Consider the following 18,210-nt stretch of genomic DNA (forward strand, 5'->3'; position numbering starts at 1 on the left):
GTCCCGTCGTCCCGCCTTACGGCTTCGGGGTAACCGTCAGCACCTTCGCCGCGCGGAGATCCGTCAGGAGGCCGTCCGCCCGCTGAATGAAGCGGTACACGACCTGGTCACTCTGGAACTTCGCGTCAATGGAACGCTCAACGCGGAGCGGTCCGGCAAGCCGGATCTTGTACTTAGACAGGTCAGCGAAAAGCACCTTGTCATCCGGCACGACGGCGTCAGTGGACACCACACGGCCGTTGAACAGATCCGGCGCCCCAGCCGTCAAGGCGCTCTGCCACAGGTACTGACCGTTGCCGTCCTTGAGCTTGCGCATGGTCGCGGCCGTCTTGTCGGAGACCACGAAGGAGGCACCTCCCCGGTAGGAGCTGGGCAGCTCATAGAACAGGTCGATGATCGCGTCAGAAACCTTGGCGTCAGTGGCGCCTGCCGTCCACGTGGCCGTTGCCGGGCTAGCGGAAGGGACAAGCCCCTTGGGCTGGTTCGTACCCGTGCCCATCAGCCAGTGCGCCCCCATGCCGTGGCCCAGAGCGGGCCCAGTGTCGCCCACCAGGAAGCCCACCAGATCCAGCGCCTGGTCCTGGATGAACTCCGTTGAGATGACGGACGCATAGGCGTACTTGAAGGCACCGACGGACCGCTGAACGGTGGTCGGCGTGGACTCAGGAATGTTGGCGTTCTCCGCCACGATGCCCGCCGAAGCACGGCCGGTGACCACCGTGAAGTCAATCGGTTCACCCCCGGATGTCGTCAGGAGGGAGGCGCCGTTGCGCATCACGGTGGAACGCTCCACAGCTTCGGCAAGGAGCTGGCCGAAGAGCGTACGGGGAATCACGTTCTTGCCCGTGGTCGTGTCGACGGCGCGGGACTCCGGCGCGAAGTATGCCGTCTCATGCAGACCCAGGGAACGGAGCTGGGTTGCGGCCTCGCTCAGCTTGTCCTGAGCCTCCTTCTTGGAGCCGGTCCCCTTGAGGCCGCCCATAAGGGAGTTGATGGAAGCCTGAGACGCCATCGTCTCCACGCCCCGCTTAATACGGCCGTCATAGTCAGCGAGGGCGTCCAGCAGCTTCCCTTCCTTCTCGCGTGCCGACGCGTCCATGTCCTTGCCCGCGTGCTCCTCGGTGAGTGCGCGGAGTTCGTTCGTCGCCTTCTCGCGCGCCTCAAGGTTCGCGGCAAGAGTCTGAGCGTCCATGCGGACGACCCCCTATTTTCAGTTGTATATGCAGTTATCTGAGAAGCGCGCGAGCAAGCATCCGCGCCGGATGGTCGGGCAGTGCACCATGTGGTGCGCTGGCCCCGGGAATGCCGAGGCTCTGGGCAATGGAGCGCATGAGCCCGGCATCCGTGGTCGGATAGGCGGGATTGAGCACGGGACCCAGCTCCATCACGTCCATGCTGGTGATTTCCCGAATCGGGAGGCCGGACTCCTCGTCTAGATCGTCGTGGACGCGCTGGCCACCATCGTTCACGCGGAATGTGAAAGAAGAGCCCCGTACGTCCCCACGCTTGAGGAGTTCGGAAAGGTCCCTGCCGACCGTGGTATTGGGGAGGTCAATTTCGTACCATCCGCCTTCGGCGTCTTCGCCCGTCCGCAGCGTCCCCGCGCTCATCCGTCCTAGAGCGTTGTTGTTGTCGTGGTTGAACGTGGCCACTACGTCATTGCTGCGGAGGGAGGCCGCCCCGGCGCCCGGGACGATCCGCTCACGGAAGCCGCCCAGGTTGAGGGACAGCTCATTGAAGCGGTAGGCGTACCCGCGCATCGTGACTGTCTCGCCGTCGGCGCGTACCTCAGCCGGTGCTGTCAGGTTCCGCCGTTCCATCGTCATCGGGAGTATCCCCCTCTTCGTCGGTCGCCCCGTCGTCTGCCGGGGGGTCTTCTGTGGGCGGGGGCGCAATAGCGGCTGGCTCTTCCTCTGCCGTCACGTCGGCAAGGTTGAGCGGCACGCGGTGCGCCTGCCCGGCTCCGTCGGGAAGGGGCTCCAGGTCTTCCCAGCCGCGCACTTCGTCAATGGAGTAGATGCCTTGCTGTAGGCCGATGGAGTACATGTCCATGCGTTCTTTCGGCGCCCCGCGCTGAATGCCGTCAAGCGAGAACTTGACGAACTTCTGCCGATCGGCCGTCTCCGCGAAGAGCAGACGGGTAAAGCCCGCTTCGATGCGCTCAAGCCATGGGCGAAGGCTGAACATTGCGAACGCCTGGTTTTGCTCAGCGAGCCCCGAACCCCAGCTAGTGCTATTCGTCGCGTCCGCTATCAGGTGGGGTGGAACGCCGAAGATCCGGGCGACTTCCGGCACCTGGAATTGCCGGGTCTGGAGGAACTGGGCCTCATCCGGGGACAGAGCCACCTTGGAGAACTTGGCGCCTTCGGTGAGCAAGGCCACGCGGTGCGCGTTCTCGGCGCCGGAGTTGGCCAGCCGCCAGGCTTCGCGGGCGCGCGCTAGTCCCTCTTCGGACATGGCGCCGGGCACCTCAATGAGTGCCCCCGGCATGGCCCCGTTCGCAAAGAACTTCGCGCCGTAGGTCTGTGCCGCCATGGCCAGCCCGATGGACTCTCGCGCGAACGCGATAGGGGAAACGCCGGTCGCCTCACCCGGAAGCATCATGCCGGGGATGTGAAGGATTTCCCGGGTGGTGAACCACCCTAGGGCTACCTCATTGCCGTCGTCGTCATAGTCCGACGCATAGAAGACCTTTCGGCGCCTGCCGTCCACCATGATCGTGTGAGTGTCGATACGGTTCGGGTCCAGGACTTCAAGGCCCACGATATTGGGGCCGTCCCAGACCACGGCAAGGTAGGCGTTGCCGTCCAGGAGGAGCGACAGCACCACCTGAGACAGAAGGTCAATGCGGCCGTGGCCGCCCGGTTCAGCGTCGGGATAGTCCAGCCACAACGGCGACTTGACTTCCCGGCGCACTCCCCCACGCCGCGAATACGTCGCAACGGGCAGCGTGCATATGGTCTCGGATAGGAGGCGGACGCACGCGAAGACGGCGGAGACCGTCAGCGCGGAATTGCCGTCCACCTTCGTACCGGCCGCCGACATGACGCCGGGCAGCGGGAACAGTTCATTGGCCGGGTCCCACTGAGCCCGGGTCTCCGGCTTCGGTGCCACCGGGAAGAGAGCACGCCAGAAGCCCATGTGTCCCGCCCCTCATATTCAGTTGTTTGGGGCCAGTGCGCCAGGTGGTGCACTGGCCTCCCCTGTGCGTTACAAGTCGTCGAAGAACTCGGCGGAGCCGCCCACGGCGAAAACCTGCCCGTCGCTCTCCCAGGTGGCGACAACCGGCGCATCAATCAATCCGGGGTTCTCCTCGCGCCACATGACGGCGCCGTGCACGCTCAGAATCATGGCGACGGCCAAGTCAATCTTCCGGCGCGATGCCGCGAACTCCTTCGTGATGCGCGCGCCATACTTGTCCTCGCGCAAGACAGCGTTGCCGATGTGCCGGGCTAGCGCCGGGCTGCCGTCGTGCGACAGACGGCCGTCACGGCATGCGTCGTAGACGGCTTGTGTAGCCGGAACCATGCGCGCAAGTGAGTTGGTAGGGAACGCCTCAACGGGGTGCCCCTCCGCCTCCAGGTTCTCAAGCGTCTCTTCCCAGCGGTACGGGTCAGCTACCAGAGTGCGCACCGTGTATGTGTCCAGGGCGGACCGGAGCGCGTCACGCACGTCGGCCATGGGCACGCGCCAGTGCGCATCATCCGGCGGCGCCTCCCAGTGCCCCAGGACGAACACCCGAAGATCACTCACGCGACAAGCCACCAAAGCCGTACTGTCGCCCTTCCAGGAGCCGTCAAAGCCGCACACAACGGCATCCCCGGGGCTCAGGGTGTCATCCACCGCAAGCGAGTCCCACAGGCCGTGAGGCAGCCACGTGGAGGCACCGCGAACGAACTGGGAAAGCCTGTAGATCCGAAAGCTGGCCTCCGTGCTCCGCTGGGCGGCAGCTTCGAAGTCTGCGGCATTCAGGATCTCGAAGGAGGGATTGCACGCCTTCCATACCTCTGGGTCTAGGTGGTCCACCTGTTCCCCAAGGCGTGGGCCCCACGACCGGTAGAAGAGCGTGGGGTCTTCGGCCTCCCCGGAGTTGACCCGCTCGCCCTGTTCGCAGAGCTGGGCGAAGGGTCCGTCAGGGTCGGGGCCCGCAGTGCTGACCACCCATGTCATGGGCTGGTTTCGTGCGGCGGAGCCCAGCGTCAGCGCGTCGAAGAGGTCTGCCGTACGCGAGAAGGCGTATTCATCCAGGCTGACGGCGGAGGGATTGAGTCCTTGTTGCCGTCCGGCGTCCGCCGACACCACGCGATAGGTGCTGTCCTTGTGGCGGATTACGTCGCGCTGGACTTCACAGACGGCGCTGAGCTTCGGGGAAGCGTTGACCATCTGCTTGGCCGCGTCGAAGACCATCCTTGCTTGGTTGCGGTCGTTGGCCGCAGCGATTACCTGGCGCTGAGCGTCGGCACGGTCGGCAATCAGGTGGTACAGCATGATGGCCGCCGCAATCGTGCTCTTGCCGTTCTTGCGCGCGATGCACACGACGGCCATGCGGTGCTTGCGGCGCCAGCGCCCGAAGGAGTCCCGCTCAAGCCGGTACGCGTCAATGAGTAGGTCCCGCTGCCACGCCAGGAGCTTGAAGCGCTGACCGGCGAAGCTCCCTGTGAGGTAGCAGAAGGCTTCGATCCACGCAGCCACCCGATACCCCTCAGAAGGGAACGGGGCATCGGCCGGAATGTGGCGAGCAATCAGGGGGTGAATCCCGCTCACTGCCCACCCCCGACCGTATGAAGTTGTGGCAGTGCACCACGTGGTGCACTGGTCTAGAAGTCCTCCGGTCCGGCGGCAACGCGTCGCGCTTCAGCGGCCACGATGCCTAGCCGCATACGGGCTTCCGGCGTGAGACCGATGACAGTCTCTATCGCCCGTAGCTCCCGCTCCGTGGTCTCCACGTAGCGCATGGCCGGATGGACGGCTGGCTGGCCGGTGGAGCCGACCGTCATGAGGCCGTCTGCATCCACGGCAGCCAGGAGGGCGGCGCGGCGGTCGTGAAGCTCCGCGTACCGCAGAATGATGTTCCGGTCTGTGTCTGGCGAGTAGGCGCCGGAGCCCGCCGACCACACGGCCCGCCACACGTCGCGCCCCACGCTCTTGAGGTGGGACGGCACGCGCGGCGCACGGCCTTCGTAGACAACGGGCGCGACCGGATCGGCGGCGGCACTGGCGTGGCCGGTGCGCTGGTCTGCGCTCTTGCTTCGGGACACCTGACACCACCTTCCCGGGGCTTAGCGACCCGTTAAGGGGTGCCTTTCTCGTGAGCCCAAACAGGGTCTTGACCAGGCGCCGCAAGGGGCGGCCACCCAAAAACGGCGTCACACCCAGCGCGCGTTTTCCGAGCTTGGGCCGGGATCGCCAGGAGCGAATTCCGCCGAACTTCGGAAGCGCCCTGCCCTACCCGGATCAGAAAGGCAGAGTCTTATACCCGAAGTCTTCGGCCGTCTTGCGCCTGTGACACACCTTGCACAGCAACTGGACATTGCCGGACACGTCTTCGCCACCCTTAGCGAGCGGCTTGATGTGATCTACGTCAAGGAGTGAGGCACGGAAGGTGCCGAGGCACCGAACGCATTGCCCATGACCAGCCTTACGCAGAGCCTTGCGCGTGATGGCTGCGGCATTCTGCCCACGGGCGATAGCGGCACGGCGCTTACGGTGAGACTGACGTGATCGCGTACTCTCATGCGTCTTGTGATGCACAGGGCAGCGACCCTTGACAGTCGCCCACTCTCGGCATTCCAGGCAGCGGACTCGCATACCCCCCCTCCCCGGAAGACCCCCCTGGGGGTGAATCCTCTACGCCAGTGCAGTGCACCACGTGGTGCACTGGTCAGCGCCCGCCCCGGATTCGAACCGGGAACCTCATGAACCATGGGCCCGTGGGTCTCCCCCTTGGGTCAGGCGAGAGCGGGACGGACTCGGTCCGCCAAGCACATGAGGGGCGCGCGGTAACCGCCCCGCTCTCTGCCATTACTAGAGCGCAAGGGTTACTTAGAGCCGCCCCGTTTCCGGCTGTACGGACAGGCTGATGAGTGACGCCGGTCACGGTGCGGTGAAGCGGTGATTGAGGGGCCTTCTTGGTGTTCCTTGTAGTTTCTTCAAGGGATTTGAAATCAAAGGGAGAACTACCGCACCACCGCACCCCGCTGCCCCACAGCGACCGCCGAACGCAAGGCCGTCACGCTCCGCGCACACTCACACACGCAGCGTTAGTCATGAACATGTCAAGCATTGTTGCCAAGAGAGGCCCCGCCAGCCACGAAGGGCTCACGGGGCTCTCTGCGGGCTGCTCTCAGGGCAACAGGGCTAGAGCGTGGTCGGTCACGTCCTGGGCTCGTGTGCGGTCGCTGTAGACCCGCCAGGAGGTCTCAGGGTCGCCGTCGTCCTCCGCCACCGCTACACACCCATAGCCCATGCGCTGATACTGCGTGGCCGCGTACTCCGCCTCTTGCTGGCTGAGCCCTTCGTCCAGGTCGTCCACTCGGCAGCCCTTGAGGTTCCGGAGCTGGCTCACGCTGTCCTCTCCCCAGTTGCCGGTGATGTGCCGATCCAGTGCCGCGCCGTCCAGGCGCCCGTAATCGCTCATGCCCGCACGGTAGTTGGTGTCACTGACAGAGCGCCGTGAACGGCGAAGCCCCGCCCGGTAGTCAATCCGGACGGGGCTCTCAGGGCTACTTCAGCCACATACCCCACTCGCCCATGAACCGGCGGTGTTCTCGCTCCGATTGGGCGCACTTCTCTGCGTAGCGTTCGACACACCTAGGGCAGGTGGCTTCGACGCGCTTTTCCGCCTCAAGGGCAGCGAACCGGGGTACGTCTTCATGGCCGCGCCCTTCGCCGCACTCAGCCACCACGAACTCGGGGCGGGTCCATCGGTGGATGTCGGTACCGTCGGCACTCATGCCCGGCCACCCTCCGTGTCGTCCGGCCACGCCACTGAATCAAGGTGTGCGTCCAGCTCCGCCACGTCCGGCCGGTCAAGCAACTGGGCAGCCGCTTTGTTCTCGCCCAGCTCGCGCGCTGCCGCCTGTTCGATCTCAGCGACGGACACGCCCAGCGCTTCGGCCAGCTTGGGCGCGTCTACCGCAGCCACGCCGCTTGTTCGGATGAGCGCTGCCGACAGGCGAAGGGTGTTGCGCGCGTCCTGGTCGCCGTCCACGTCCCACCCTGCCGCACGGGCCTGGTTGAGCAACCAGCGCGTGAAGTCGGTGTCTCTGATGGTGAATTCGCGGTCCATGGGGCCAGCGTAGGGCGGTCGCGAGTGCCTGTGTGCCGTCTATGTAGGGCGGATTGGTCACCGTCGGCTCTTTCGCGGCGGCGGGCCCTGGGCTCCGGCCCTCGGCTCCATGCCGTACTTCTGGCGGTACAGGCAGACGCGGCACCGCTTGAGCCGACCCATAGGCGAACGCTTATCCGGGTTGTACTCAATCCAGGGCTTGAATTCTCCGCACCCCGTACATACGTTCCCGTCCTCCGTGTACGGCACTGGGCGGTGACCCGCGTATCGGTCGGTCTCCCAGGTGTTGCCTACCGCTAGGCAAACGGCGCATCCGGCGTGCAGCTCCTTGAGCCGCTCCCGCTCCTCCTGCCGCCGCTGCTTCTCCTGCGCCAATGACTCCTCGAAATTGCCCATGCGGGCAGGCTAGTTGGGTCGCTGACGGCTGTACCGGGGAATCGGCAAAGCCCCGCAAGCCTCAAGGGCTCACGGGGCTTCGTCGGGGCCGTGGACGGCTTCGGGGTCCTGGGGGCGCCAGCCTTCCCCGTAGGCGCTCAGACGGCCGGTGTGGCCGCCAGCTCGGCCGTTGCGTCTTCTTCCGCGCTCTCTTCGTCTTCCTTGGGCAGCCTGCGCCACGTCAGTTTCAAACGCCGTTCAACAGGGATGATCTTTTTGTCTTCATCCCGTCCGGGACCGATGCTGACCCCTTCCAGGAACAGATCCAGAAACTCCCGCCTCTTGAACACGTCCCATTTCGCCCAATGGCTTTTCGGGCCGATCACATTGTCGTCCTCCGTGGGAGCCAGCCACTCATCCGGAATCCGCACCGATGCGCTTGTCTTCTCGTCCAACTCCTTGAGCCGCCCGACACATTGGTCTTCGTACGCGTGGTACTGCTCAATAGTCGCCCTGAATACGGCAAGCTCCTGGCTCCCCCGGTAAACCCCCGCCTTACGGTCCGCTTGAAGCTCATGGATGGATTCGCGGACATGGTCAAGGTGTGCCTGAGTCTCGCGGCGTTCTTCTTCCACTCCGGCCAAGTCGTGCTGTCGAGCAAAGCGAAGAGCGGCAGCCGCCAGCCAATGGCGTTCGTCCTCGTTCTCAATGTCTGCGGTGAGAAGTCGTGACCACACTCGCTGGGCAACATAGTCGTCGGCCGCCTCGCGCTTGATGGAAAGCCCGCCGTGCCCCTTTGGGTTCGAGCACATATAGGAGCCGCCTCCGCTAGTGCTCGGAGTCTGCCCGGCGGAGCCTCCACAGAGTCGGCAAGTCAAGAACCGCCAACCGCTCATCAAGGTGGGGTCACTTTCCCCCCCTGGCTGCCTATTGGCCTTCGTGGGCTTCTTCCGTACCTCCTGGAGTTGAAGCCACTTGGCCCCCGTAATGATTCCCTTGTGAGGCGTGAGGGGGGCGCCCGTGGAGTCTCGCGCGACGGCATTCACGTATGACTTGCCGCGCTTGACGCGCTCGCTGGCAAATCCGCCAATGGCAGGGTGGTCAAGAATCCAAGCCACTGTCTGGGCCCGCCATCTGATCGGGGCATCCTTCTCGGATATCCGCCGCTTCTTGATGGATTCCATCCGCTTGGGGGTAGCGCGCCGCTTCGCATTCCCCGGTGCCGGTACACCGTCCCCCTCAAGCAAGGTCGCAATCTTGTTGTCCGCCTTGCCGTTGAAGCACATTTCTATGATGCGCTCCACAGTCTTAACGTGTTCCGGGTTGTCCTCGTCAGGTTCCAGTACGGAAACAACCAGGTTGTCTATCTGCTTGCGGACGGTCTTCATTCCGTACGGCGCGGAGCTGGAGTGTCGTCCGCCGACGGCGCTGATTTCGTCCTTAGCGCCCTTGAGCCGTTCCGCCTTGATGTCTGAGTCCTGCTTAGCGAGTGCAGCGATAAGCGCGAAGATAGCAACGCCAATTGCTGTGCTGGTGTCCAAGAACGGTTCAAGAATGGACATGAACCGTACGGCGTGCTTCTTGAATTCCTTGTCGATTTCGAGCGCGTCGTGTGCGCCCTTGCGAGTGAGCCGCGACAGCTCATTCACGATCACTACATCAGCTTCGCCGTCTCGGACTCCGCGCATCATGTCTTCGAAGTCGCTGCGAACAACGTTGGGGTCCCAGCCGGAGCGGCCGACGTCTACGAACTCCCCGACCACCACCCACGGGACCCCCTGTTGGGATCGCGCTTCGGCCAGTGCGCGCCCGGCGGCCAACTGCGCTTCGGTGGAGACCTCGGAGCCGTCAGCGCGGGCCGAGGACTGGCGGGCGTAGAGGAATACGCGTACTACGTCCAGCCTGTCAGCGGGTATGTCCGCTGGAACCATGTGCGACGTGGAGCCATCTTTCCGCATGCAGCCTGCACCTTCCATGGGGGACCAGTGGTGCTGGGTAGTTTCCTATGAAAGGTGATCCAGATGAACCAGCTCCACACCCCGAAGGCGAGCAGGAACCAGGAGACAGGGCGGCTGAGCTTCATACGTTCAGTATCGCGAGGTTTCCTTCCGCACCGCCGCCGGGGTGGGGACGACGGGACACAGCGCACCTCGGCGGCGGCCGCCATGATCCCGCCCTGTACGTTCACGTCCGTGTCTGCCTCCAAAAAAGCCGCCGTGCTGCTCGCTTCCGCGACATTTCTGACCATGTCGACCACCGCGCCCGCTTTCGCGGACGGCGAGCCGGACGACAAGGACAAGCCGAAGCCGCCCGCTTCGATGTCGACGGTCGGCGGGGCCCAGCTCGGGAAGCCGGGCACCCAGGCGAAGCTCAAGCCGGGCGCCCCGGTGCTGCCCAAGGACCTCTCGGCGCGCTCCTGGATCGTCTCGGACGCGGAGTCCGGCGACGTCCTCGCCGCGCACAACGCCCACTGGCGGCTGCCCCCCGCGAGCACCCTGAAGATGCTCTTCGCGGACACGGTCCTGCCGAAGTTCCCCAAGACGCAGAAGCACAAGGTGGCGCTCTCCGACCTGGAGGGCATCGGCGCGGGCAGCAGCATGGTCGGCATCAAGGAGAACGAGACGTACTCCGTGCACGACCTGTGGCTCGGTGTCTTCCTGAAGTCGGGCAACGACGCGGTGCACGTCCTGTCCGCGATGAACGACGGCGTCGACAAGACCGTCAAGGACATGCAGGCGCACGCCGAGAACCTCCAGGCCCTGGACACCCACGTGGTCTCGCCGGACGGCTACGACGCCAAGGGGCAGGTGTCGTCCGCGTACGACCTGTCGCTGATCGCCCGCTCCGGGCTACAGAAGAAGGACTTCCGGGAGTACTGCTCGACGGCCACCGCCAAGTTCCCCGGGGAGACCAAGAAGATCACCAAGGGCAAGGACAAGGGGAAGACGAAGCGCGGGGTCTTCGAGATCCAGAACACCAACCGGCTGCTCACCGGAGACCCCGACGTCACCCCGTACAAGGGCATCGCGGGCGTCAAGAACGGCTACACCTCGAACGCGGGCAACACGTTCACCGGTGTCGCCGAGCGTGACGGCAAGGTCCTCCTCGTCACCGTCATGAACCCGTCCTCCGGAGAGACGCACGCCGTCTACAAGGAGACCGCGCGCCTCTTCGACTGGGGCTTCAAGGCCGCGGGCAAGGTCGACCCGGTGGGTGAGCTGGTCGCCCCGAAGGGGGCCACGGGCGCGGGCAAGGGGGCTCCGGGCGGTGGCGACGACGGCAAGAACGGCGCCGCGGCGAACATGGCGCACGCCTCCGACGGCGGGACGAGCGGCATGGGCGTCGCGCTGGCGGTGGCGGGCGGCGTGGTCGCGGTGCTCGCCGCGGGCGTCTTCGTCGTCAGGCGCCGGATGCCGCTGCCGGGCCAGTCCGGACGTCGCCCGGGTCAGGACTGACGCCGGGCGTCCGCTCGTCCTTCGCCGAGGAGTCGTCCGTCGCGCGTGAGGCCTTCCGCGTCGCCGTCCAGGCGGCGCAGAACAGCAGCAGCTTCGCGGTGAAGCTGATCCACAGGAGCAGCGCGACGGGCACGCCGAAAGCGCCGTACATGCTCTTGGCGGCCACGCCCTTCATGTAGCCGCCCAGCAGCAGTTTGAGCAGTTCGAAGCCGGCCGCACCGATCAGTCCCGCGGTGATGAGGTCGCGCCGGTGCGGCTGGACCCCGGGCAGCAGTGTCAGGACGTAGAGCAGCAGGAGGAAGTCGGCCAGCACGGCGATGGCGAACGCGATGGCCTGGAGCAGGACCGTTCCCCAGCCGGTCTCGTCGACGCCGAGGAGGTCGGCGGTCCAGCCGACGGCGGTCGAGGCGAGCGCGGACGCCGCGAAGGAGGCGAGGCCCGCGCCGCCGAGCCCGATGAGCACCCCGGCGTCCTTGACCTTGCGCAGGACGGGGTTCTCCTCCTCGTCCTCCAGCTCCCAGACGGTCCGCAGGCACTCCCGCATCGAGCCGACCCAGCCGATGCCGGTGAAGAGCAGCAGGGCGCCCGCGACGAGGCCGACGGTGCCCGCGTTGGCGACCAGGCCGTCGAGGTCCAGCTGGTCGGAGATGCCGGGGACCTGGTCGGAGAGCTTGTCCTCAAGGGTGTTCTGCTGCTTCTTGGTGAGCGTCGCCGCGGCGATCGCAGCGGCGACGGTGAGCAGCGGGAAGAGCGCCAGGAAGCTGATGAACGTCATCGCGGCCGCGAGGCGGGACCAGTGGACCGCGTCGAGCCGTTCATAGGCCCGCCACGCGTGCGTGCGCATGCCCTTCTCGACGAGCGGCCCGATGCCGGGCAGCTTCTTCAGCCAGTCCATGTTGCCTCCCTGCCTGCCGTCCTGTCCGAGGTCGTGCCGGAAGTCGTGCCCGAAGTCCCGCGCGCCACGCGGAATACCAGGGTCCGGGTTCCCCAGAACCTGAGGACGGTGGCGAGGGCCATGCCGATCCCGGCGCCCGAGACGGTGTCCGCACGCTGTGAGGTGAGGCCGAGCCCGTAGTGGGAGACGGCGATGCACAGGAGTTGGACGAGGGCGCCCGCGATGTTGACGGCGAAGAACACCGCGTACTGGCGCAGCCGTGAGACCTCGGCGGCCTCGCGCCGGTAGGTGCCGAGGGCGTTGCCCGCGTAGGCGACGGAGCAGCCCGCCACGAAGGAGAGTGCCTTGGCGGTCAACGGGTCCATGCCCACCGGCCCGCGCAGCCAGATGAAGAGGGCGAGGTCGGCGGCGTACGCGCAGATCCCGGCGGCGGCGAAGCCGAGCAGTTCGGGTCCCAGCGACCGCAGCCGCCCGCGGAGGGAGTCCCAGCTCACCAGTTCGCGACCGCGAGCCCGTACATCGCGACCCACACCAGGCCGATCACGGCGAGCGCCCTGTCCCGCAGGACGACGTCCTCCGGCTCGCCCGCGGTGCCGCGGTCGGCGAAGACGGCGTAGCGCAGGATCGCGAGGATGAAGGCCGCCATGGACAGCTGGCGCCAGGGCAGCAGGCTGCCGTTGGCCGTGCCGCCCGCTTCCATGGCCCACAGGCAGTACGCGAGGACGGCGACCCCGGCGGCCAGCTGCCATACGAAGCGCAGATAGCCGGTGGTGTATTCGGTGAGCAACGCGCGCGTGGCGCCCAGATTCCCGGAGGTCGCCGACATCTGGACGGACTCGGAGTAGCGCTTGGCGGAGACCATGAACAGCGCGCCGAAGCCCGTGGTGATCAGGAACCAGCGCGAGAGCGGGATGTCGAGCGCGAGGCCGCCGATCATGGCGCGCATCAGGAAGCCGGTCGTGACGATCGTGAGGTCGACGACGAGCACGTGCTTGAGGCTGACGCAGTAGGCGAGTTGCATGCATACGTACCCGGCCAGGAGCGCGGCCGTCAGCGGGGTGCACAGGACGTACGCGGCCACGGGCGCGAAGGCCGCGAGGAGGCCGCCGACGGTGTAGGCGACGGTCACCGGCACCTGCCCGGCGGCGACCGGCCTGCGGCACTTGGTGGGGTGGGCGCGGTCCGCGTCCGCGTCCCGCGCGTCGTTGATCAGGTAGACGGCGGACGCGGCGGCCGTGAACAGCGCGAAGACGATCGCGAGTTGGACGAGGGCGTGGTGCGTGAACAGCTCGCCCGCCGCGGCGGGGGCCGCGACCACCAGGACGTTCTTCACCCACTGGCGGGGCCGCGCGGTCCTCAGGAGGCCGAGGGGCAGGCCGATGGGGCCCGGGCGCTGGGGCTGGGGCGGGCGGGGGCGCTCCAGGACGGTGGAGATACGTTCAGGCATCGGTGCGGCTCCCGTTCATCCAGGCGGCCCCCACGCGCGCGGTGAGCGCGCCGAGCGCCGCGCCCGCGGCCACGTCCGAGGGGTAGTGGACGCCGACGACCATCCGGGAGACGCACATCGCGGCGGCCACCGGCGGCACGAGACGGGCGCCGAGGGGGCGCAGCGCGCCGTACGCGACGGTCGCGGCGGCCGCCGACGTGGCGTGCGAGCTGGGGAAGGAGTGGCGCCCCACGGTCCGTACGAGCGGTTCGGCGCCGCCGGGGCGCGGGCGGCGGACGACCCGCTTGACGCCCATGCTCACGAGGTGGGCGGCGGCGGTCAGCGCTGTGCCGCGCAGCCAGGCGCCGCGCCGCTCGCGGTCCGCGGCGGCCCCCAGGAGCCCCGCGGCGATCCAGAGGGCGCCGTGCTCGCCGCTCCAGGAGAGGGCGCGCGCGGCGGTCGCCACGCGCGGGTCGGTGCCGCAGTCGCGCAGGGCCGACAGCAACCTGTGGTCCATGTCGTGCATGTGGCCTCTTCTTCTCCGGGAACCGGACACCTCGACTCTTGTAGCCAACCCTCAAATAATTCCGGCATTGATGTGATGACACTCCCTTAATCACCCATTTCGGTGAGAGTAGGGATGATTTATGGCTAACTATCCCTAACAGGGCGTTACGGTCGGTGACATGCCTGCCGAATCCCCAGCACTGCCACCTTCCGAAGCCGCGTCCGTCTCCGGCTGGGGCCGCACGGCTCCGACCACCGCCCGGCTGGTGAGACCCCGCACACCGGAGGAGGCCGCGGCGGCCGTGCGCGACTGCGGTGAGCGCGGCGGCATCGCCAGGGGCCTCGGCCGGGCCTACGGCGACGCGGCGCAGAACGCGGGCGGCGCCGTCTTCGACATGACGGGCCTGGACCGGGTGCGCGCCATCGACGCCGACGCGGGCACGGTCGTGTGCGACTCCGGGGTCTCGCTGCACCGCCTGATGGAAGTCCTGCTCCCCCTCGGCTGGTTCGTGCCGGTGACGCCGGGCACGCGCTATGTGACGGTCGGCGGGGCCATCGGCGCCGACATCCACGGCAAGAACCACCACGTCTCGGGGTCGTTCTCGCGGCACGTCCTCGCGATGGACCTGCTCACGGCCGACGGCACGGTCCACACCGTCACGCCTGGTACCCCCCTGTTCGACGCCACGGCGGGCGGCATGGGCCTGACCGGCGTCATCCTGTCGGCGACGGTCCGGCTCCAGCCGGTCGAGACGTCCTTGATGAGCGTCGACACGGAACGCGCCACGGACCTCGACGACCTGATGGCCCGCCTCACCGCCACCGACCACCGCTACCGCTACTCGGTGGCCTGGATCGACCTCCTCGCCCGCGGCACGGCCATGGGCCGCTCGGTCCTGACCCGCGGCGACCACGCCCCCCTGGACGCGCTTCCGGCACGGGCACGCGCGCGTAGGGCCCCACTGGCGTTCCGCCCCGGACAGCTCCCCGCCGCTCCCTCCTTCGTACCGGACGGGCTGCTCGGCAAGGCCACGGTGGGCCTCTTCAACGAACTCTGGTACCGCAAGGCGCCCCGCTGCCGCACCGGAGAACTACAGAAGATCTCGGCCTTCTTCCACCCGCTGGACGGCGTCCCGCACTGGAACCGCGTCTACGGACGCAGCGGCTTCGTGCAGTACCAATTCGTCGTCGGATACGGCAAGGAGGAGGCCCTGCGCCGCGTCGTACGCCGTATCTCGGAGCGCGGCTGCCCGTCCTTCCTCGCCGTACTGAAGCGCTTCGGAGAGGGCGATCCGGGCTGGCTGTCGTTCCCCATGCCCGGCTGGACGCTCGCGCTCGACATCCCCGCGAACCTGCCGGGGCTCGGCGCCTTCCTCGACGAACTCGACGAGGAGGTGGCCGCCGCGGACGGGCGCGTCTACCTCGCCAAGGACTCGCGGCTGCGGCCCGAGATGCTCGCCGCGATGTACCCCCGGCTCGACGACTTCCGCGCCCTGCGGGCCGGTCTCGACCCGCGCGGCGTGTTCCGCTCGGACCTCTCGCGCCGCCTCGCCCTCTAGGCGACCCTCTAGGAGATCGGTACTCATGAAAGACGCCTTCGGCACCCCCCAGTCCCTGCTCGTCCTCGGCGGCACCTCCGAGATCGGGCTCGCCACCGCGCGGCGCCTCGTCGCCCGCCGCACCCGCACGGTGTGGCTGGCCGGCCGGCCCTCACCTGCCCTGGAGAAGGCCGCGTCCGGACTGCGCGACCTCGGAGCGGACGTGCGCACCGTCGCCTTCGACGCGCTCGACCCCGAGTCCCACGAGGAGAACCTCGGCAAGATCTTCACCGAGGGCGACATCGACATGGTGCTGCTCGCCTTCGGCGTCCTCGGCGACCAGGCGCGCGACGAGGACGAGCCCCTCTCCGCGGCGCGCGTCGCCCAGACCAACTACACCGGGGCGGTCTCGGCGGGCCTGGTCTGCGCGCGGGCGCTCCAGTCCCAGGGGCACGGCTCCTTGGTGGTGCTCTCCTCGGTGGCGGGCGAGCGGGCCCGCCGTTCGAACTTCATCTACGGCTCCAGCAAGGCGGGCCTCGACGCGTTCGCCCAGGGTCTCGGCGACGCGCTGTACGGCACCGGGGTGCACGTGATGGTGGTCCGCCCCGGCTTCGTCCGTACGAAGATGACGGCCGGCCTGGAGGAGGCCGCCCTGGCGACCACTCCGGAGGCGGTGGCCGAGGCCATCGAGACGGGCCTGCGCCGCCGCTCGGAGACGGTGTGGGTGCCCGGGGTGCTGCGGGTGGTCATGTCGGCGCTGCGGCACGTGCCACGGCCGGTGTTCCGGCGGCTGCCGCTCTGAGCGCCGGGAGGGGAGTTCGTTAGCGCTTGAGGGTGACGACGACGGCCCTGGACACGGGTGGCCCGCTCTGGAGGACGGCGACGGTGCCGAAACCGAGCACCTCGTCGGTGCCGGGTACCGGAACGACCCGCTTGAGCCAGAGCTGCTGCTGCGACTCGGGGCGCACGCCTCCGGTGCCGGGCAGCCGCGGTTTCCTGATCTTGGTGCAGCTGCCGTCGGCGGTCAGGTGCCAGTTGCCGTCCATGAAGAAGCCGCCGTCGCCGTCCCGGGTCACCGGGCGCCGGTACGCGCACGCTCCGGGGAACGGCTCGGCCTCCTTCCAGCGGGAGCCGTCCCAGCGCAGCGTGAGGGACGAGGGCCGCGGGTCGGGGTTCTCCTCCGCGTCGTACCCCTTGAAGGAGTGCTCTCCGGTGACCAGGGCGTGCGTCCTGGAGGCAACGTCGATCGTCGTGAACCGGGCGTAGGGCTCGGGCGGCACGGGGGCGGAGAAGCGCATCGTCGCGGTCTTGGTGAGCTGCCACTTCTCGCCGTCGAACCGCATCGCGGCGGGCTGCGAGACCTGGCCTCCCGCGCCGCCGACGCCGGGCCCGGTGGTGCGGGAGCCGACCGCCCAGACGTCGTCCGGGGCCGAGCCCGCGAGGGCGGCGACCTTCTCCGCGGGCATCGGCGTCACCATCCAGCGGTCGCCGTCCCAGTGCGTCACCTTCCCGTCGCCCCGGAGCACCCATACGTCGTCGGGGGCGATGACCTCGACGTCGGTGAGCGGACCGGCCGGGGCGTTCCTCACGGGGCCCCAGCGGGTGCCGTCCCACAGGGCGTAGCGCGGGTTCTTCGGAGCCGACGCGGTCCCGCCGACGGTGCTCAGCCAGATGCCCGCCGACCCCAGGGACTCCATCCGCGAGAGGGCGGGGACGCCCTGGACCGGCATCGGCTCGCGCGTCCACTTCGCGCCGTCGAAGTGCAGCAGGTGCCCCCGCGCGAGCCGCCCGTCCGTTGCGGCGCGGTCGCTGCCGATAGCCCAGATGTCGTCCGGCGCCATGGCGGCCCCGTCGATCAGCTCGCCGTCCACGTCGTCGATGCGCTCGTACGCCCAGGAGAGCCCGGCCGCCCGCGGCTCGCCCGACTCGGAGCGGGCGCCACCACCGGACTTTTCGGCCCCGCATCCGGCCACCACGACGGCGAGCACGGTGGCGAGCACGGTGGCGAGCACGGCGGCGGCGGCCGATGATCTGCGCATGGTCCCCCCAGCACGTCGGCCGGGGGCGTCCCCGGTCAGCGAGCGGGCAGCGTACCCCGGGCCGCCGGCGAAGGCGCCTGAGGAGGCACCACGGGGCCGCCGAAGGCGAACTCGCGCAGCTTGCGCCAGACGCCGTCGGAACCCTGCTCGTAGAGGGCGAAGCCGGTGCAGGGCCACTCGGCCTCGTACTCCGAAAGCTCCTCGTACGCCCGGTCCATGGCCTCTTCGGAGATGCCGTGCGCCACGGTGACGTGCGGGTGGTACGGGAACTGTAGTTCGCGTGCCATCGGGCCCGAGGCGTCCCGCACCCGCTCCTGGAGCCAGGAGCAGGCGGCGGCACCCGACACCACCCGCACGAAGACGACGGGCGACAGCGGACGGAAGGTGCCCGTCCCCGAGAGGCGCATCGGGAAGGGGCGTCCGGCCGCCGCGACCGACAGGAGGTGCGCCTCGACGGCGGGCAGCGCGGACGCGTCCACCTCGGTCGGAGGGAGCAGGGTCACGTGCGTGGGGATGCCGTGCGCGGCGGGGTCACCGAAGCCCGCGCGCCGCTCCTGGAGCTGGCTGCCGTGTGGCTCCGGGACCGCGATCGAGACGCCGATCGTTACGGTCCCCACGTCGTACTCCTGTCGTCGTGTCGTTGGGCAGGGCGCGCTGCTCGGCGAGCAGCGCCGTGCTGCGATGGTG

At 68.0% G+C, this 18,210-nt stretch carries 18 protein-coding genes; 3 read left to right on the top strand and 15 right to left on the bottom strand.

All coding sequences use genetic code 11. The annotated features are described in order from the left end of the window. Positions 1–16: 16 nt before the first annotated feature. The 9 genes from IG54_RS0108635 to IG54_RS0108675 all read right to left on the bottom strand — a co-directional run bounded on the left by IG54_RS0108635 (position 17) and on the right by IG54_RS0108675 (position 9,621). Positions 17–1,192, bottom strand: coding sequence for a phage major capsid protein (locus IG54_RS0108635; RefSeq protein WP_030779375.1), 1,176 nt, complete (start codon positions 1,190–1,192; stop codon positions 17–19). A 34-nt stretch (positions 1,193–1,226) separates the two neighbouring features. Beyond that, a complete protein-coding gene (locus tag IG54_RS37790) occupies positions 1,227–1,826 on the bottom strand; it encodes an HK97 family phage prohead protease (RefSeq protein WP_051819363.1) in 600 nt (199 codons plus the stop codon). After that, a complete protein-coding gene (locus tag IG54_RS0108645) occupies positions 1,789–3,141 on the bottom strand; it encodes a phage portal protein (protein ID WP_030779382.1) in 1,353 nt (450 codons plus the stop codon). Before IG54_RS0108645 ends, IG54_RS37790 begins: the two co-directional genes overlap by 38 nt. A gap of 69 nt (positions 3,142–3,210) precedes the next feature. After that, on the bottom strand, positions 3,211–4,692 hold the full coding sequence (locus IG54_RS0108650; protein WP_199809513.1) for a terminase large subunit domain-containing protein: 1,482 nt from the start codon (positions 4,690–4,692) through the stop codon (positions 3,211–3,213). A 125-nt stretch (positions 4,693–4,817) separates the two neighbouring features. Beyond that, positions 4,818–5,258 (bottom strand): phage terminase small subunit P27 family, encoded by a 441-nt coding sequence (locus tag IG54_RS0108655; protein WP_030779388.1) that lies wholly within the window; start codon positions 5,256–5,258, stop codon positions 4,818–4,820. Positions 5,259–5,454: 196 nt separating this feature from the next. Then, positions 5,455–5,808 carry an HNH endonuclease signature motif containing protein gene (locus tag IG54_RS43735; protein ID WP_030779390.1) on the bottom strand — a complete coding sequence of 118 codons (354 nt, stop codon included), beginning with the start codon at positions 5,806–5,808 and terminating at the stop codon, positions 5,455–5,457. 535 nt (positions 5,809–6,343) lie between these two features. After that, on the bottom strand, positions 6,344–6,637 hold the full coding sequence (locus tag IG54_RS0108665) for a hypothetical protein (RefSeq protein WP_030779392.1): 294 nt from the start codon (positions 6,635–6,637) through the stop codon (positions 6,344–6,346). 312 nt (positions 6,638–6,949) lie between these two features. Further along, positions 6,950–7,288 (bottom strand): hypothetical protein, encoded by a 339-nt coding sequence (locus IG54_RS0108670; protein WP_030779395.1) that lies wholly within the window; start codon positions 7,286–7,288, stop codon positions 6,950–6,952. 533 nt (positions 7,289–7,821) lie between these two features. Next, positions 7,822–9,621 (bottom strand): recombinase family protein, encoded by a 1,800-nt coding sequence (locus IG54_RS0108675; protein WP_051819364.1) that lies wholly within the window; start codon positions 9,619–9,621, stop codon positions 7,822–7,824. A gap of 234 nt (positions 9,622–9,855) precedes the next feature. On the opposite strand from IG54_RS0108675, the gene IG54_RS0108680 reads away from it, so the two are divergent. Beyond that, complete coding sequence (locus tag IG54_RS0108680; protein WP_030779402.1) at positions 9,856–11,118, top strand: D-alanyl-D-alanine carboxypeptidase; 1,263 nt, start codon at positions 9,856–9,858, stop codon at positions 11,116–11,118. On the opposite strand, the gene IG54_RS0108685 is transcribed toward IG54_RS0108680, so the two are convergent. From IG54_RS0108685 to IG54_RS0108700, 4 genes are read right to left on the bottom strand one after another with little or no spacing between them, the layout of a single operon-like run. Next, positions 11,063–12,013, bottom strand: coding sequence for a YihY/virulence factor BrkB family protein (locus IG54_RS0108685; protein WP_030779404.1), 951 nt, complete (start codon positions 12,011–12,013; stop codon positions 11,063–11,065). The genes IG54_RS0108680 and IG54_RS0108685 overlap by 56 nt on opposite strands. Then, positions 12,001–12,507 (bottom strand): GtrA family protein, encoded by a 507-nt coding sequence (locus IG54_RS0108690; RefSeq protein WP_051819366.1) that lies wholly within the window; start codon positions 12,505–12,507, stop codon positions 12,001–12,003. The genes IG54_RS0108685 and IG54_RS0108690 overlap by 13 nt, the downstream gene beginning before the upstream one ends. After that, positions 12,504–13,460 carry a decaprenyl-phosphate phosphoribosyltransferase gene (locus IG54_RS0108695; protein WP_030779411.1) on the bottom strand — a complete coding sequence of 319 codons (957 nt, stop codon included), beginning with the start codon at positions 13,458–13,460 and terminating at the stop codon, positions 12,504–12,506. The genes IG54_RS0108690 and IG54_RS0108695 overlap by 4 nt, the downstream gene beginning before the upstream one ends. Continuing rightward, entirely contained in the window at positions 13,453–13,965 is a 513-nt protein-coding gene (locus IG54_RS0108700; RefSeq protein ID WP_030779414.1) for a phosphatase PAP2 family protein, read from the bottom strand. Before IG54_RS0108700 ends, IG54_RS0108695 begins: the two co-directional genes overlap by 8 nt. 160 nt (positions 13,966–14,125) lie before the next feature. Between IG54_RS0108700 and IG54_RS0108705 the strand changes: the two genes are divergently transcribed. Next, positions 14,126–15,505 (top strand): FAD-binding oxidoreductase, encoded by a 1,380-nt coding sequence (locus IG54_RS0108705; protein ID WP_030779417.1) that lies wholly within the window; start codon positions 14,126–14,128, stop codon positions 15,503–15,505. Between the two features lie 25 nt (positions 15,506–15,530). Further along, complete coding sequence (locus IG54_RS0108710; protein WP_030779420.1) at positions 15,531–16,286, top strand: decaprenylphospho-beta-D-erythro-pentofuranosid-2-ulose 2-reductase; 756 nt, start codon at positions 15,531–15,533, stop codon at positions 16,284–16,286. Positions 16,287–16,305: 19 nt separating this feature from the next. On the opposite strand, the gene IG54_RS39165 is transcribed toward IG54_RS0108710, so the two are convergent. Next, positions 16,306–17,523 carry a hypothetical protein gene (locus IG54_RS39165; RefSeq protein ID WP_051819367.1) on the bottom strand — a complete coding sequence of 406 codons (1,218 nt, stop codon included), beginning with the start codon at positions 17,521–17,523 and terminating at the stop codon, positions 16,306–16,308. 35 nt (positions 17,524–17,558) lie between these two features. Then, on the bottom strand, positions 17,559–18,140 hold the full coding sequence (locus IG54_RS0108720; protein WP_030779427.1) for a 2'-5' RNA ligase family protein: 582 nt from the start codon (positions 18,138–18,140) through the stop codon (positions 17,559–17,561). Positions 18,141–18,210: the final 70 nt, after the last annotated feature.

The sequence above is a fragment of the Streptomyces sp. NRRL S-920 genome (assembly GCF_000717945.1).
GTDB lineage: Bacteria > Actinomycetota > Actinomycetes > Streptomycetales > Streptomycetaceae > Streptomyces > Streptomyces alboniger.